This window comes from Streptomyces sp. Ac-502, from assembly GCF_045222935.1.
Classification (GTDB): Bacteria; Actinomycetota; Actinomycetes; order Streptomycetales; family Streptomycetaceae; genus Streptomyces; species Streptomyces monomycini.
This window is the reverse complement of the sequence record NZ_JBHFFO010000001.1, coordinates 5736964-5751840: the sequence shown is the minus strand read 5'-3', so window position 1 is coordinate 5751840 and position 14877 is coordinate 5736964. Positions and strand designations below refer to the sequence as shown.

General features: G+C 74.5%; 10 protein-coding genes and 2 pseudogenes. 11 read left to right on the top strand and 1 reads right to left on the bottom strand.

Annotation, left to right across the window (positions count from 1 at the left end; genetic code table 11):
• Positions 1-62: 62 nt before the first annotated feature.
• Entirely contained in the window at positions 63-374 is a 312-nt protein-coding gene (locus ACEXOX_RS26110; RefSeq protein WP_406523669.1) for a hypothetical protein, read from the bottom strand.
• A gap of 483 nt (positions 375-857) precedes the next feature.
• On the opposite strand from ACEXOX_RS26110, the gene ACEXOX_RS26105 reads away from it, so the two are divergent.
• From ACEXOX_RS26105 to ACEXOX_RS26055, 11 genes and pseudogenes are all read left to right on the top strand, one after another.
• Positions 858-2171 carry a GNAT family N-acetyltransferase gene (locus tag ACEXOX_RS26105; protein ID WP_406523668.1) on the top strand — a complete coding sequence of 438 codons (1314 nt, stop codon included), beginning with the start codon at positions 858-860 and terminating at the stop codon, positions 2169-2171.
• Between the two features lie 127 nt (positions 2172-2298).
• Positions 2299-3534 carry a DegT/DnrJ/EryC1/StrS family aminotransferase gene (locus ACEXOX_RS26100; RefSeq protein ID WP_406523666.1) on the top strand — a complete coding sequence of 412 codons (1236 nt, stop codon included), beginning with the start codon at positions 2299-2301 and terminating at the stop codon, positions 3532-3534.
• A gap of 49 nt (positions 3535-3583) precedes the next feature.
• A complete protein-coding gene (locus tag ACEXOX_RS26095) occupies positions 3584-4594 on the top strand; it encodes a glycosyltransferase family 2 protein (RefSeq protein WP_406523665.1) in 1011 nt (336 codons plus the stop codon).
• Complete coding sequence (locus tag ACEXOX_RS26090) at positions 4591-6030, top strand: NAD(P)/FAD-dependent oxidoreductase (protein WP_406523664.1); 1440 nt, start codon at positions 4591-4593, stop codon at positions 6028-6030. Before ACEXOX_RS26095 ends, ACEXOX_RS26090 begins: the two co-directional genes overlap by 4 nt.
• Before the next feature lie 136 nt (positions 6031-6166).
• On the top strand, positions 6167-7597 hold the full coding sequence (locus ACEXOX_RS26085) for an aspartate aminotransferase family protein (protein ID WP_406526470.1): 1431 nt from the start codon (positions 6167-6169) through the stop codon (positions 7595-7597).
• Complete coding sequence (locus ACEXOX_RS26080) at positions 7594-7992, top strand: hypothetical protein (protein WP_406523662.1); 399 nt, start codon at positions 7594-7596, stop codon at positions 7990-7992. The genes ACEXOX_RS26085 and ACEXOX_RS26080 overlap by 4 nt, the downstream gene beginning before the upstream one ends.
• The gene (locus ACEXOX_RS26075; RefSeq protein WP_406523660.1) at positions 7989-9587 is read left to right on the top strand and encodes a GMC family oxidoreductase N-terminal domain-containing protein; all 1599 of its coding nucleotides are present in this window, start codon (positions 7989-7991) and stop codon (positions 9585-9587) included. The genes ACEXOX_RS26080 and ACEXOX_RS26075 overlap by 4 nt, the downstream gene beginning before the upstream one ends.
• Positions 9562-11055 (top strand): annotated as a pseudogene (locus ACEXOX_RS26070) (FAD-dependent oxidoreductase); the annotation flags it as partial. The gene ACEXOX_RS26075 and the pseudogene ACEXOX_RS26070, both read left to right, overlap by 26 nt.
• A 280-nt stretch (positions 11056-11335) precedes the next feature.
• Positions 11336-12337, top strand: coding sequence for a 2,3-diaminopropionate biosynthesis protein SbnA (sbnA, locus tag ACEXOX_RS26065; RefSeq protein ID WP_406523659.1), 1002 nt, complete (start codon positions 11336-11338; stop codon positions 12335-12337).
• Positions 12338-13435 carry an iron-containing redox enzyme family protein gene (locus tag ACEXOX_RS26060; RefSeq protein ID WP_406523657.1) on the top strand — a complete coding sequence of 366 codons (1098 nt, stop codon included), beginning with the start codon at positions 12338-12340 and terminating at the stop codon, positions 13433-13435. It abuts the gene before it with no gap.
• 23 nt (positions 13436-13458) lie between these two features.
• Positions 13459-14510: pseudogene (locus ACEXOX_RS26055) on the top strand (ROK family protein).
• Positions 14511-14877 lie beyond the last annotated feature (367 nt).

Sequence of the window (14877 nt, the reverse complement as noted above, 5' to 3'; positions counted from 1 at the left end):
GCGGAAAATCCCCCGCCGGCCCCCGCGAATTCCCCGCGGAGGCCGGCGGGCAGGACCCGTTGTCACGTTTCGGCGGCTATCCAGGCGATGTGCCAGCCGTTCTTGGCGGCGTATTCGGGGTCGATGGGCTGGCGGTCGACGCGGCGGACGTAGATGCGGAAACCGGTGGGGGTGGCGGCGTAGACCGTGTTTCCGCCGGTGGTCATCCACATGCGGTCGTCGCCGGTGAGGGCGGCGATATAGGCGGGGGTGTCGGTGAATTGTCCGGCGCTGGTGTCGACGTCGATGTAGACGCCGTCGCCATTGCGGTCGGGGTAGTTCTGCCAGCCTTCGCCGGGGGCGGTCCTGCCGGAAAGGAACTTGCCGTTCTGCATTGCCTGCTCCTGTCACGTCCTCGTAGGAATGCGGACCGGCGATCAACTGATCGGCGGCTAGGGCAGTTTGGGCCCGGACGTCCGTGGCTAGCAAGGGCGTTCGACAACGTTGGCCAGATGTGGGGAGTGCCCGCCGGGGGCGGGGTCGCTGGCCGGAATGGAGGGTTGACCGGGGGACGGGGCGGGCGTAGCCGGGGGTGGGGGCGGGGGCATGATTCTTTTTTCGGGAGGGTTGACAGTCCCCTGCCGTCTCACAAACCTAGGACCCAGCCTTTTCCGGCGGCCCCGGCACGCTCGACGCATGAGGAATTCGCGATCCGGGCCTCGCGATCACCATCTCTCCGGTTCCGCGGCGTTCCGCGCCGCACCGGAGCAGCCGATACGGCCTCTGCGTCGAACGCCGACGACCTTTACGCGCCGCGCTCGCCGCACCTCTTCCCGGCACGAGGCCGATGACGGGCTATGGAGAAGGATGTGGAGCACATGCCGGACGTCGGAGCGCCGAAGGGGGCGTGGCCGGGTACGGGAACGGCCGCGCCGGCCGGTACGGGCGGCGGCCGGACCGCCGCGGGATACACCTTCCGGGCCGCCGCGGAATGGGCGGAATTCGGGGCGGTGCTCGACCTCGCGTACGGCGGCCGTCCGCACTCGCCGGCCCACAGCGCCGTGGTCGGGGCGCTTTTCGAACCGAAGCGTTCCCTCGTCGCGTGTTACGGCGGCCGACCGTGCGCCACCCTCGCCGGGTACGCGCTGGAGATGACGCTGCCGGGCGGCCCGGCCCCGGTGGCCGGCATCGGGTACGTGGCGGTCGCGCCGCCGCACCGGCGCCGGGGGCTGATGCGGGAACTGCTGCGGCAGGCGCTCACCGCGCTGCACGAGGAGCGGGCCGAGCCGGTCGCGGTCCTGCACTCGACCGAGCCGGGGATCTACGGGCGGTTCGGGTTCGGGCTCGCCTCCCAGGCCGTCGAGGTGTCCGTGCCGCCGGAGGCGCGGGCTTTCGCGGGGGAAGTGGCTGCCGAGGGACTGACGCTGGACGTCGTTTCGCCCGACGAGGCGCACGCGGTCATAGCCGATGTCTACCGCGCCTGTCTGTCCCAGCGGCCCGGTCTGCTGCGCCGCGACGCCGCCTGGCAGCGCCGCGCCGTCGAGGACGAGCCGGACGGGCGGCACGGCGCGGGGCGGCTGCTGTGCATGGTGGTGTCGGGGCCCGGCGGTGGCGCGCGCGGGTATGCGCTGTACCGGATGCGGCCCGCCTGGGAGCGGTCCCGGCCGCGCTATGCCCTGTCCGTCCGGGAGGTGTTCGCGCGCGACCCGGCCGCGTACGCCTTCGTATGGCGGGCGCTGCTGGACACCGACCTGGCCGGCACCGTCAGCGCGGCGTGCCGCCCGGTCGACGACCCGTTACTGGCACTGCTCGACGATCCGCGCAGCGCCGCGCCGACCGTACGCGACCAGTTGTACGCCCGTCCCGTGGACCTGGACCGTGCGCTGACCTCCCGTACGTACAGCGCGCCGGTGGATGTCGTGCTGGAAGTGCGAGATGTGATGTGCCCCTGGAACGACGGGCGTTGGCGACTGTGCGCGGAGCCCGGGGGCGGTGCCGTGTGTGTGCGGACGGGGGCCGCGGCCGATCTCGCGCTGGGCGCCCGTGACATCGGCGCGATGCTGCTCGGCGGTGGTGCGCCGGCCCAGCTCGCGCTCGCGGGCCGGGTCTCGGAGCTGCGGCCGGGCGCGCTGCGCGCCGTCTCCGCCGCCTTCCGCCACGATCCGGCACCGTTCTGTCCGACGGCCTTCTGAGACCGGCGAGGTGACCGGCGGCCCACGGGCCGCCGTCCGGCCGGCAGAAGGCCGCGCGGCTCCGGCGCGTTCCGAGGAAGTCGGCCGCCGGTGACCGCACCACCCATCTTCCTGCGAGGAGTCCCCCATGCCCGGACCCGGCTATGCCTTCTTCGGTGACGAGGAGCGCGACAACGTCCAGCAGGTGCTCGACACGTGGGCGCGGACGACCGCCGCGCACTCCTACCCGCTCGGTGACCTCACCCAGACCCGGCTGTTCGAGCAGGCCGCGGCGCACCGCCTGGGCAGCCCGTACTGCCTGTCCGTCAACAGCGGCACGTCCGCGCTCCAGGCGGGCCTCGCGGCGCTCGGCATCGGACCCGGTGACGAGATCGTCGTGCCCGGGTACATGTACGGCGCGTGCCTCGCCGCCGTGGCGTACAGCGGGGCGACGCCGGTACTGGCCGAGGTGGACGCCTCGCTGACCCTCGACCCCGAGGACGTACGGCAGCGGATCACGCCGCGCACGAAGGCGCTGATGCCGGTGCACATGCTGGGTACGGCGTGCGACATGGCGGCGCTGCGGCGGATCGCGGACGAGCACGGGCTGCTGGTGCTGGAGGACGCCGCGCAGGCGTGCGGCGGCACCTACCGGGGGCAGGCGCTGGGCACGTTCGGGCACGCGGGGGCCTTCTCCCTCAACATGTTCAAGGTGATCACGGGCGGGGACGGCGGTTTCCTGCTCACCGCCGACGAGCGGATCTTCCAGCGGGCGTACGGCTTCCACGACCACGGCTGGTTCCCGTACCGCCGCGAGGACGGCCCCGGCGACCGGCTGTGGGGCCTCAACCTGCGGATGACGGAGCTGACGGCGGCCGTGGCGCGCGCTCAGCTCGGCCGGTTGGACGCCGTGCTGGCCCGTACCCGGGAGCTACGGGACGAGCTGCTGGAGCAGATCCCCGAACGGGACGGGCTGGTGCGCCGCCCCCTGCACGACGCGGCGGGCGACTGCGCGACCCTCCTGGTCCACGTCTTCGACGAGCGGGCGGACGCCGAGGCCGTCGCGAAGCGGCTCGGCACCAAGACGCTGCTGCACTCGCCCAAGCACCACTACGGCGGGATTCCCGAACTGGCCGCGCTGGCCGCCCCGGACGGCTCCTCGTGCCCGTCCCGCCCGGCCGCCGAGTCCTGGCGGCGGGACGGCTGGCGGGCGGGCGCGCTGCCGCGCACCGACGACGTGCTGAGCCGGTCGCTGGCGCTGACCGTCGGCACGTCCGACACCTATCTGGGCGCCGACTTCGGGGTGAACGTCTTCAGCGGTACGGACGAGGTCGCCGAGGTCGCCGAACGGTTCCGCGAGACGGTCGGTGAAGTGCTCGGCTGACCGGCCCGTCGTCCTCCCTCCCAGCCCACCCACCGACCTAAGGACCGCCATGCCCGCGACCCGAACGCCCGCGCAGTTCACCGCCGTGGCCGCCAGGCCCCTGGTCAGCGTGGTGGTGCCGTGCTTCGACGAGGCGGCCGTCATCGGGGAGACGCACCGCCGGCTCGGCGCCGTACTGCGCGGCCTGCCGGAGTGCGAGTACGAGGTCGTGTACGTGGACGACGGCAGCCGGGACGGCACGTGGGACCGCCTCACGGCGCTCGCCGCCGCCGACGCGCGCGTCCGGCTCGTGCGGCTGACCCGCAACTTCGGGCACCAGCCGGCCGTCCTCGCGGGCCTGCGCGAGGCGGCCGGGGACGCCGTGGTGACCATCGACGCGGACCTCCAGGACCCGCCCGGCCTCATCGCCGACATGGTCGAACGCTGGCGCGCAGGCTGGCCGGTGGTCTCCGCGCGGCGCACCGGACGGGAGGGCGAGAGCCGCTTCAAGACCGGTACCGCGCACGTCTTCTACCGGCTGCTGGCGGCGGTCGCCGACCACCCCGTCAGCCTCGACACCGGCGACTTCCGGCTGCTGGACCGCGAGGTCGTCCGCACCCTCACCCTGCTCCCGGAGAGCGAGCTGTATCTGCGCGGCTCGGTCTGCTGGGCGGGCTTCCCGGAGACGAGCCTGGAGTACGGGCGGCAGCCCCGGCTCGCCGGGCGGACGAAGTACACGCTGCGCAAGATGGCGGGCCTGTCCCGGCGCGGCCTGCTCGCCTGCTCGTCAGCCCCGGCCCGGGTGCCCGGCGCCGTCGGGCTGGTCTGGCTCGGCGGTACGGCCGTGACTTCGGCCGTACTGCGCCGCCCGCTGCCGCTGGCCGCGTGGACCTTCGGCTGCGAGGCGGTGCTGCTCGGGGTGCTGGGCGAGTACCTGCTGCTGGTCCACCGCGAGGTGCGCGGCAGGCCGCCGTACGTGGTCCTCCAGCGGTGGGCGGCCGGCGTCCCGGCACCGGCGGAGCTGACGGCCGACGACGTGGCCGGCCCCCGGGAGGCGTGGACCGCCGGGAGCGCGCGGTGACGGCCGTGAACGGCGACCGGGAGGTACGGGACGCACGCCCCGGCGGCGCGGACTGGGACGTCATCGTCGTCGGCGCCGGATTCACCGGCCTGGCCGCCGCCCACGAACTCGGCCGCGCCGGACTGCGCTGCCTCGTCCTGGAGGCGGACGGCCACGTGGGCGGCCTCGCGGGCACGTTCACCGTCGGCGACCGGCAGCTGGAGCGCTTCTACCACCACTGGTTCGCCTCCGACACGGACATCTTCCGGCTCTGCGCCGACCTCGGCCGCGCCGACCTCGTCCAGCGCCACCACGGCCGCACCGGCTTCTACTACGCGGGCGGCATCCACCGCCTGTCCACCCCGCTCGACGTGCTGCGCTTCGCGCCGCTGCCGCCCGCCGACCGGCTGCGCCTGGGCCGGTCGGTGCTGCGCGCGGGCCGGGTGCGGCACTGGCGCGAGCTGGAGGCGCTGACCGCCGAGGAGTGGCTGGTCGGACTGGGCGGGCGGCGGGTGTACGACCGGGTGTGGCGGCCGCTGCTGGAGGGCAAGTTCGGCCCGTACGCGCCCGAGGTCGGCGCCACCTGGATGTGGACCAAGCTGCACCTGCGGGGCGGCAGCCGCAGCCGGTCGGGCCGCGAGGTGCTGCACTACCTGCGCGGGGGCTGCGGCGCCCTGCTGGACGCCTGGCTGCCCCGGCTGGCCGGGCTGGGCGTACGGATACGGACCGGCAGCCCGGTGACGGAGGTGCTCACCGGGCCGGAGGGCGTACGCGGCGTGCGCTGCGGTGGTGATGTGGCGCACGCCCCGCGCGTGCTGGTGACCTGCGCCCCCGGACCCGCCGCCGCGCTGCTCGACCGGTCCGCGCACCCCGCCGTACCGGCCCTGCGCCGCCGCCTCACGGCGATCCCGTACCTGGCCAACCTCTGTCTCGTGCTGGAGAACGACCGGCCGCTGTCCGACACGTACTGGCTCAACGTCACCGACCCGCACTTCCCCTACGTCGGCGTCATCGAGCACACCAACCTCGACGCCCCGGAGCACTACGGCGGGCGGCACCTGGTCTACCTGTCCACGTACCTGCCGGCGGACGCCGCGCTGTACCGGATGAGCGACCCGGAGGTCTACCGGTACAGCCTTCCGCACCTGCGGCGGATGTTCCCGGCGTTCCGCGCGGAGTGGGTGCGCGCCCACCGCGTCTGGCGCGCCCGGTACGCGCAGCCGGTCATCACCCGGCACTACTCGCGGACCGTGCCCGGCGTCGAGAACGCCGTACCCGGCCTCCACCTCGCCGGAATGGCCCAGGTCTTCCCCGAGGACCGGGGCACCAACTACGCGCTGCGGGGCGGGCAGCGCGCCGGGCGGCTGATCGCCGACCGCGTCCGTACGGCGGAGCGCCGCACAGCCGGCGCCGCCCCCGCCCACCCCATCCACCGGAGCGGAGCGGACCATGACTGACCCCCGCGCCCAACAGGCGCAGCAGCCCCCACACTCCCATCAGACTCCGCAGCCCCAGCAGTCCCATAAGCCCCCGCAGCCACCTCAGCGCCTGCACCCGCTCCAGCCCCTGTTCAGCCTCGACGACTGCGAGCGGATGCCCGCCCGCCAGGTGCACGACCTCTACCGGCGGTACGTCAGCCGCGCCCAGGTCTCCCTGCTCGGCTCCTTCGGCTTCGGCCAGGATCTGGTCGACCACGCCGAAGGCTGCTGGATCACCCTGCGCGACGGGCGGCGCATCCTGGACTTCACCGGCGGGATCGGCGTCCTCAACCACGGGCACAACCACCCCCGGCTGCTCGCCGCGCGCCGCCGCTTCGCCGACCGGCGCGCCATGGAGGTCCACAAGAACTTCCTGTCCCCGTACGTGGCCGCGCTCAGCCACAACCTGGCCACGCTGCTCCCCGGCGACCTGAACATCAGCTACTTCCCCAACTCCGGTGCGGAGGCTGTCGAAGGCGCCGTGAAGCTCGCTTACAAGTACCACCGGGGGCACCGCGGCACCGTGCTGCACAGCGACATCTCCTTCCACGGCAAGCTTCTCGGCGCGGGCAGCCTCACCGCCTCCCCAGAGGTCGGCTTCCCGTACCCCGGCCTGCCCGGCACCGACCACTTCGCCTACGACGACCTGGAGTCCTTCGCCCTCGCTCTGGAACGGCACCGGACCGGGGACGGCAGCAGCGACGTGTACGCGGTGGTGCTGGAGCCGTTCAGTGCGTCGAGCGTCCGGGAGTGCTCGGCGGATTTCCTGTACGAGGCGCGCCGACTGTGCACGGAACGGGACATCGTGCTGGTCTTCGACGAGGTGTACACCGGCTGGGGGCGCACCGGGTCGCTCTTCCACTTCATGCGGCACCCCGGCCTGCTGCCCGACGTCCTGACCACCTCGAAGTCGTTCGGCGGCGGCAAGGCGTCCATCTCCGGCTACGTCGCGCGCGAGCCGGTCTTCCGCGCCGCGTACGACAACCTCTCCGACGCGACCCTGCACAGCACCACCTACTACGGCTTCGGCGAGGAGACCGCGACCGCGCTGGAAGCCGTCGCCATCGCCGTCGAGGACGACTACCCGGCGCGCGCCGCGCGGATCGGCGAGCGGCTGGGCGGGGGCCTCGCCGACCTCGCCGCCCGCCACCGCTCCCTGGTGTCCGGCACCTGTGGCCGGGGCGCGCTGCACGGCCTTTTCCTCAACGACGGCAATCCCGCACTGGACCGGCTGCTGCGCCTGGTCCCCTCCTCCTTCGCCCGTGACCCGCGGGCCCGCCGCAAGCTCGTCACAGCCGCCGTGATCGCCTCTCTCTACCGCGACTTCGGCGTCCTGGCCTACTACGGTTCCAACCACGGCCTGCCGCTCATCGCATCGCCGCCGCTGGTCGCCGGTGAGACCGAGGTCGAGGTGTTCCTCCAGGCGCTGGACTCGGTGCTGGAGCAGGGGGCCGGGCGGCTGCTGTCCCGCTTCGCCAAGGACGTACTGGCGCAGCATGTGCCCTTACGCGGCAAGGGGGCCAAGGAGCAGGCGGTGGCGCGGTGAGGGACGCGTACCCGGGAGGCGGCGGCCGGATGGCGCGGGCACTGCGCGCAAGCGGGCTGCCGCGCCTGTGGGCGGCCCGCTACCCGGCACTCGCCGGACCGCTCGCGGGCGCGCGCGCTGCCGCGCATGTCAGCGGCTCGCTGGAGCGACTGCCGAGGCCGTACCGAGTCGGCGCCGAGGTCGCGCTGCGTGTCGCCGGGCTCGTACCGGCGCGGGGTTCCGCCCCCACCACCGTGTACAACCGGCTCACGCGGCTCCCCGGTTTCGGCCGCTTCCTAGCCGTCACCGACGCCCTCGCGCTGTACGGAGCACTGGACGGGGCACCAGACGGAGCGCTGGGCGGAGCACCGGACGGCGCCCCGAACAGCGCACTGGACGGTGACCCGGACACATGACCCGCCGCCGCGCACCGTCCCGCACCCGCACCATCGCCTGTGACGCCCTGGTCATCGGCTCCGGCGCCGGCGGCGCGGTCGCCGCGCTGGAACTGGCGCGGGCCGGCCACCGTACCGTCGTCCTGGAGGAAGGGCCCCGGACCAGCACCGCCGAGATCGCCGCCTCGGCACCCGCGGAGAACCTGCGCCGCCTCTACCGCGACGCCGGACTCACCCCGGTCTTCGGCAGCCCGGTCATCCCGTACGGCGAGGGCCGCTGCGTGGGCGGCAGCACGGTCGTCAACGGCGGGGTCCTGTGGGCGCCGCCGGACGCGCTGCTGGAACGCTGGGCGCGGGTGATGGGCACCACCGACTACCGCGCCGACCGGCTGGCAGAGCACGTCCGTACGGTGTCCGAGCGCCTCGGCGTCGGCGAGCAGCAGCACGGCGACGGCAACGCGGACTCCCGGCTGCTGGCGGGCGCGGCCGACGCCCTGGGCTGGCACTGGGCCGCCGCCCGGCGCGCTGCCCCCGGCTGCCGGCACCGCAACCGCTGCCCGACCGGCTGCCCCAGCGGCGCCAAGCGCAGCATGCTCGTCAGCTACCTCCCGGAGGCCGAGCGATACGGCGCGCGCATCGAGCCGGACACGCGGGCCGTCCTGCTGCGGCACGACGGCCGGACCGTGTACGGCGTGACGGCCATCAGCGGGCCGGACGGGCCGGGTGGGCCGGGCGGACCGGGCGGTTCAAACGGCTCGAACGGCTCGGGCGGCCCGGACGGTTCAGGCGGCCGCACCCGCATCGAATACCGCCCGCGCACGGTCTTCCTCGCCGCCGGTGCCGTCGGCAGCGCACTCCTCCTCCAGCGCAGCGGCATCCACCGCCGCCACGCCGGGCGCGCCATGGGGTTCCACGTCAATTTCCGCCTGGTGGCCCGCCTCGCGGACCCGGTGCACGCCACCCGGGGCACCATCTTCACCGCCCAGATACGGGAGTTCGACGAGCTGGGCATCCACCTGATGCCCGCCAACCTCACCGCCGGATCGCTGGCGGCGGCCCTCGCCGGGCACGGCCCCGCCGTGATCGACGCGCTGCTGGCGGACCTGGGCAGCGTCCTCGTGTGCACGGTGCAGGTGCGGATGAGCGGCCGCGTAGCCGTCCGTCAACTCGGCGCCGACACACGGCTTTTACGACACCACCTCACCCCGTACGACCACGGCCTGCTGCGCTTCGCGCTCGGCCGGGCGGCGCGGCTGCTCTTCCGGGCGGGAGCCGTGGAGCTGTACCCGCCGTGTCCGGGGGTGCTGCGCTCGGACCGTACGGCGCAGGAGTTCGCCGCCCGGTCGGACCCGCGCGGCTGGAACCTGGTCTCCGTCCACGCCATGGGGTCCTGCCCGATGGGGCGTCCCGCGCTCGGCGGGGTGTGCGACCAGGACGGCCGACCGTACGGTTTCACCAACCTCCGGCTGTGCGACGCGTCGGTGCTGCCGGGGCCAGCCGGTATCAGCCCGCAGGGCACCGTCCTGGCCTTCGCGCACGAGATCGTCGCCCGCCACCTCTCCGCACCCCCACCGCTCCCCCTGAGGAGGCATGGTGACAGCGACACCACCCCCTGACGCCACGGGGCGCCCGCGCGGCCTGCTGCGCCCCACCGGGCCCGTCCTCGACTGCGACATCGCCGTCCTCGGCTCCGGCATGGGCGGCGCGACCCTCGCGTACGCGCTGCGCGGCACCGGCGCGCGGGTCCTGGTCGTGGAACGCGGCGACTTCCTGCCACGGGAATGGCAGAACTGGTCGGCGTCCGCCGTCTTCACCGCCGCGCGCTACCGCAACGCCGAACCCTGGTACGACGCCCGGTCGGAACGGTTCTTCTCCCCCGGCGTGCACTACTACGTCGGTGGCAACACCAAGGTCTTCGGCGCCACCCTGCCGCGCTTCCGCGAGGCCGATTTCGGGCCGCTGGAACACGCCGAAGGCGTCTCGCCCGGCTGGCCGTTCCCGTACGGCGCGCTCGAACCGCACTACGCGCGCGCCGAACGCCTCTACCGGGTGCACGGCGCCCGCGCCGCCGACCCGACCGACCCGTGGCGCTCCGGCGACTACCCCTGGCCGGCCGTCCCCCACGAACCCGCGGTCGCCGCGCTCGCCGAGTCGCTGCGCGACCAGGGCCTGACACCGTTCACCCTGCCCACCGGCGTGGACCTCCGGGAGGACGGCCGGTGCCTGCGCTGCGGCACCTGCGACGGCTTCCCCTGCCTGGTCGAGGCCAAGAGCGACGCCGACGTGTGTGCCCTGCGGCCCGCGCTGGCCTCGGGCAACGTCTCGCTGCTCACCCGGACCACGGTCACCCGACTCGTCACCGGCGTGTCCGGGCGGCGGGTCACCGAGGCGCTGGCCCAGTACGAAGGCCGTGAGCTGCGCATTCGCGCCGACCGTTTCGTCCTGGCCTGCGGCGCGGTCAACACGGCTGCGCTACTGCTGCGTTCGGAGCCCGGCGTCTTGCGTACGGGATCGGTACGGACCACCGGCCTGACAAACGGTTCCGGGCAGGCCGGGCGCAACTACATGGTGCACAACAGCACCTTCCTCATGGCCGTCGACCCGCGCCACGCCAACGACGTCGTCTTCCAGAAGACGCTGGGCGTCAACGACTGGTACCTGGGCAACGGCTCGCACGGCCCCCTGGGCAACATCCAGGCCCTGGGCAAGCTGCGTCCCCCGTCGGCGGGCGGACTGTGGCCCCGGACACCACGCCCGCTGCTCGCCGCCGCCACCCGGCGCAGCATCGACCTGTACCTCACCAGCGAGGACCTGCCGGTGCCGGAGAACCGGGTGGCCGTCGGCCCCGGAGGCCGTACCGATGTGCACTGGCGTCCGGTGAACCTGCCGCCGCACCGCGAACTGGCGCGCCGCGCGGTGCGGATGATGCGCCGCGCGGGCTTTCCCCTGGTCCGCACCCGGCGGATGGGCATCGCGGTCAATTCGCACCAGTGCGGCACGGCGGTCGCCGGGGACGACCCGGCGGCCAGCGTCGTCGACCCGGGGTGCAAGGCCCATGAGCTGGACAACCTGTGGGTCGCGGACAGCTCCTGGTTCCCGTCGTCGGCGGCGGTCAACCCGGCGCTGACGATCGCCGCCAACGCGCTGCGCATCGCGCCGGGCGTGGCGGGGGTACCGGCGGTTCCGGGGGTGCCGGAGGAGACGTACGAGCCCGGGACGTACGAGGCCCCCGGGACATACGAGGGCGGGACGTACAAGGCGGAGACGTACGAGGCCCGCACGGCCGACACCCCCGCGAGGCCGGTGCCGCCCGCACCCCCGACGCGGCGCGGGGCGGCCCCGGGGACGGAGGGACCGCCGGCCCATGATCGCCGACCACGCCTACGAACTGATCACCGACGACGTCTTCCTGCGCCTGCCCGGGCTGCTGCCGCACGCCGAACTCTTCCTCAAGCTGGAAGGCCTCAACCCGGCCGGCTCGGTCAAGCTCAAGACCGCCACCGGCCTGGTCGAGGACGCCGAACGCCGCGGCCTGCTGCGCCCCGGCGGCGCGCTGATCGAGTCCTCCTCCGGCAACCTGGGCATCGCCCTGAGCGCCGTCTGCGCCGCCAAGGGCTACACCTTCACCTGCGTCACCGACCCGCACGTCTCGCGGCAGAGCGTCGCGCTGATGCGCGCGTTCGGCGCCCACGTGTGCGTCGTGGACACCCCCGACGGCAACGGCGGCTACCTCGGCAGCCGGATCGCCCTGATCCGCAGCGCCCTGGACCTCGACCCGTCCCTGACCTGGCTCAACCAGTACGCCAACGCCGCCAACCCGGCCGTGCACGCGGCCCGCACGGCCGCCGCCGTGCTGCGCGAGATCCGCGCCGTGGACTACCTCTTCGTCGGCGCCGGCACCACCGGCACCGTCATGGGCTGCGCCGCGCACTTCCGCCGCTGCTCACCCCGGACCACCGTGGTCGCCGTGGACGCCGAGGGCTCGGTGACCTTCGGCGGCCCGCCCGGCACCCGCCGCATACCGGGCCTGGGCACCAGCCGGGTGCCGGAGCTCTGCCGCCCGCGCGCCGTGCACCGGGTGGTCGCCGTACCCGAACGGGACGCCGTACGGATGTGCCGCCGCCTCGCCCGCTCCCACGGCCTGGCCGTCGGCGGCTCCACCGGCTCCGTGCTCTGCGCCGTCCTGCGGCTGCGGTCCGGCATCCCGCCGGGCGCCCGTGTGGTGGCGCTCTCCGCCGATCTCGGGGACCGCTACCTGGACACCGTGTACGACGACGCCTGGGTCACCGAGCACTTCGGCGCCGCGACGGCCGGCCGTACCCGGCGGCCCGGCACCGCGCAGTCCGCCCCAGAGGAGGTGCGTTGAATGAACCCGCCCACCGCGAACGCCGCCCCGGCCCCCATCGAAGTGAAGGGCGCCGACGGCCTCCAGGACCTGTACTGGCCCCCCGTCCACCCCTTCGCCTCCCTCGACCCCGCACTCGTCCGTTTCCTGGCCGCTCCCCCGCCCGCCCAGACCGCCCACCTCGCCCGCCTGCGCGCCGACCCCGAGGCCCACGGCCGCTTCCTCCACGACCACCTGGCCACCCTCTACGCCCACTCCTTCGGCTACCGCGACGGCCCGGCCGCCCACGCCCCCGACGACGACCTCGAAATCGCCCTGTACGCGGCGCGCACCCGGCTGGAGCACGAGTTCCTGACGTACGGCTGCGCCCCCGGGCCCGTACCGGCCCTGCGGAACCAGGAGGCGGCCGCCGACCACCTGGAAGCGCTGGCCGCCGACAACCCCGGCGCCTCCCACCCCCTCTTCCGCTTCCTCGCCACCGACGCCACCCGCGAGCAGATCGAGTACTTCCTGCGCTGCGAACTGATCCGCAACGAGATCGTGGACGACGAGGTCGCCCTGCTCGTCGTCGGCCTCCAGGGACGGCAGAAGGCCGTCGCGGCGGCCAACCTGTGGGACGAGTGCGGGCGCGGCCGGCTGGAGAACTTCCACACGTACTGGCTGCGCCGCCAGCTCGGCTCCCCCGCCGGGTGGGAAGCGCTGGCCCGCTACCGCCGCACCCACCCGTGGTTCGCCAAGCCGACCTCGAACCTCTTCGCCGCGCTGCTGCTGCGCCCGGCGCGCGTGCAGGCCGCGTACGGCTGCTTCCTCGTCTTCGAAAGCTGGGTCGAGCCGCACTTCACCCTCCTCCTGGAGGGAATGACGCGGGTGGGCATCCACGACGACGACATGCGCGTGTACTACACCGCCCACACCCGCATCGACCCCCGCCACAGCCGGGAGCTGTGCGACGGGCTGCGCGCCCAGCGCCCCCGCCTCACACCCCCGGAGGTGCGGGCTGCCCTGTACGGGGCCCACCTCGCGGTCGACACGGGTGTGCGGCAGTACGACCGCATCCGGCGTCACTTGGAGACCATGGGCCCGCGGAGCGTTCGCGCGCCGCGGCCCCAGGACCACTGAGGCCGGCTGCGATCGGAGGAAGCATGACGGACCCGGACCGGAGCGCCCGACAGCAGGCGGGGGCGGCCGACGCCGTACTGACCCTGCCCGGCACGATCCTCACCACGCCAGGACCCGGCCGGGCGAACGGCGGTCCCGGCGGCTGCACCCTCGGCCTCGACATCGGCGGCACCTTCGTCAAGTCCGCGCTGGTCGCCGCCGACGGCACGGTCCGGCACGAGAGCCGCTGCCCGACCCGGAGCGCGGACGGCCCCGACGCGGTCCTGCGCGCCGTCCTCGACCACGCCGCCGAGACCCTGGCCGTGGCCCGCGACGCGGGCGAGGACGTCCGCGCGGTGGGCATCGCCTCCTGCGGACTGGTGGACGAGGACGCGGGCACCGTCGTGTTCTCCGCGTCCATCCAGTGGCGCGACCTGCCGCTGCGGCGGCTGGCGGCCGAGTGCCTCGGCCTGCCGGTCGCCCTCGGGCACGACGTACGGTCCGGCGGCCTCGCCGAAGCGCGGCTGGGCGCCGGGCGCGGCCACCGGGCCGTCCTGTTCGTGCCCGTGGGCACGGGGGTGGGCGGCGCGCTGCTGCTGGACGGGAAGCCGTTCCCGGGCAGCCACTGGCGCTCGGCGGAGGTCGGGCACGTCGTCACCCGGCCGGACGGCGACGCGTGCCCGTGCGGTCAGCGCGGCTGCCTGGACACCATCGCGGGCGGTGTCGCCGTCGCGCGCCGCTACAACCAGCGGTGCGGCGCGCTCCCCCGGTCACCGGCGCCGAGGAGGTGGCGCGGCGCGCGGCGGCCGGCGACCCGGTGGCCGTGCAGGTGTGGGAGGAGGCGGCCGACGCGATGGCCCAGACGCTGCTGGCGGCGGTCACGCTCTTCGACCCGGCCGTCCTGGTGCTGGGCGGCGGGCTCAGCCAGGCGGGCGAGCAGCTGCGGGCGCCGCTGCGGCGCGGCCTCGAACAGCGGGTCGCCTTCCAGGCGCTGCCCGACCTCGTCTTCGCCCAACTGGGTGAACGGGCGGGCCGGATCGGCGCCGGACTGCTGGCCTGGGACCTCCTCCACGCCCACGAAGGCGTACGGGCGTGAGGCGCCAGGGCCGGGCGGAAGCGGTCGCGTCGGTGCCCGTAAGCGGGCACAGCCCGCCCCAGCCGCACACCCGCGTCGGCTGCCGACCCGGCCCTGACCGGCCGCGCGGCCCCCGCTGACCAGATCTGCCCGCGGCGCGGCGGCGGCGGGGGAAACGGGCATGTACACCACAGTGGGCGCGGCGGACCGCCCCAGAGGGCCGTCCATCGGGTTCGCTCTTCCCAGCCGGGTTCTCCTCCCCTGAAAGGGGCCCGACCATGAAGCACCCCGCCTCCGGGGCCGGTCCCGCCGGTTCCGGAGCCCCCACCCCGCCGCCACCACGGAAACCTCCGGCACCGCCGCGCCCGGCCCCCACGCCGCGCCCGAC

What these genes read in the sequence shown, in the direction of transcription:
- ACEXOX_RS26110 (WP_406523669.1), bottom strand. Translation starts at nt 374, where the DNA reads ATGCAGAACGGCAAGTTCCTTTCCGGCAGGACCGCCCCCGGCGAAGGC.
- ACEXOX_RS26105 (WP_406523668.1), top strand. Translation starts at nt 858, where the DNA reads ATGCCGGACGTCGGAGCGCCGAAGGGGGCGTGGCCGGGTACGGGAACG.
- ACEXOX_RS26100 (WP_406523666.1), top strand. Translation starts at nt 2,299, where the DNA reads ATGCCCGGACCCGGCTATGCCTTCTTCGGTGACGAGGAGCGCGACAAC.
- ACEXOX_RS26095 (WP_406523665.1), top strand. Translation starts at nt 3,584, where the DNA reads ATGCCCGCGACCCGAACGCCCGCGCAGTTCACCGCCGTGGCCGCCAGG.
- ACEXOX_RS26085 (WP_406526470.1), top strand. Translation starts at nt 6,167, where the DNA reads ATGCCCGCCCGCCAGGTGCACGACCTCTACCGGCGGTACGTCAGCCGC.
- ACEXOX_RS26075 (WP_406523660.1), top strand. Translation starts at nt 7,989, where the DNA reads ATGACCCGCCGCCGCGCACCGTCCCGCACCCGCACCATCGCCTGTGAC.
- sbnA (WP_406523659.1), top strand. Translation starts at nt 11,336, where the DNA reads ATGATCGCCGACCACGCCTACGAACTGATCACCGACGACGTCTTCCTG.
- ACEXOX_RS26060 (WP_406523657.1), top strand. Translation starts at nt 12,338, where the DNA reads ATGAACCCGCCCACCGCGAACGCCGCCCCGGCCCCCATCGAAGTGAAG.